This is a genomic window from Vibrio sp. 2132-1, from assembly GCF_033344315.1.
In genome coordinates, this window is record NZ_JAWPON010000749.1 from 1 (window position 1) to 543 (window position 543).

The 543-nt window shown below is 48.6% G+C and carries 1 pseudogene; it reads right to left on the reverse strand.

Annotation, left to right across the window (positions count from 1 at the left end):
- Positions 1-543 (reverse strand): annotated as a pseudogene (locus R8N47_RS27765) (aminotransferase class III); the annotation flags it as partial.

Sequence of the window (543 nt, forward strand, 5' to 3'; positions counted from 1 at the left end):
GGAGGCGTATGCAAATGCGCGATACAATCAGGGTGTTGAGTGAAGATAGCGTTCTTTGCCACCAGCTCTGCCGCATCATCGATTACGGATTTAAGTGGCGCATTTTTGTTGTCTAGGTCAACCGCGTTGATCGCATCTTCTAACGCTTTAGGCTCCATACCTGAGTATGGTGCGTTAACTTGTTCAAACACTGACTTCATTGCAGCAGTTGTGTGGTTCATTACTGATGCAAACTCAGCACTGCCTAGTTCACCGGTATGGATGAAGTGCTTTTTCCACTCTTCTTGTGGTGCAGCTTCAACGTGGCTACCGCCTGCGGCGATGATCGCTTCTTCAAGCACACGTAATGCGAAGTCAATCTGTTCGAATGAAATGATAAGTGGTGGAAGGAAGCGAATAACAGAACCTTCGCGGCCGCCTTTCTCAACCATCAAACCACGCTCAAGCGCAGCACGTTGAATCGCTAGGGTCAACTGACCGTCAGCAAGAGGTTCACCAAACTTGTTAAGCTCGCCGTTAGGATTCTTGATTTCAACGCCTAGC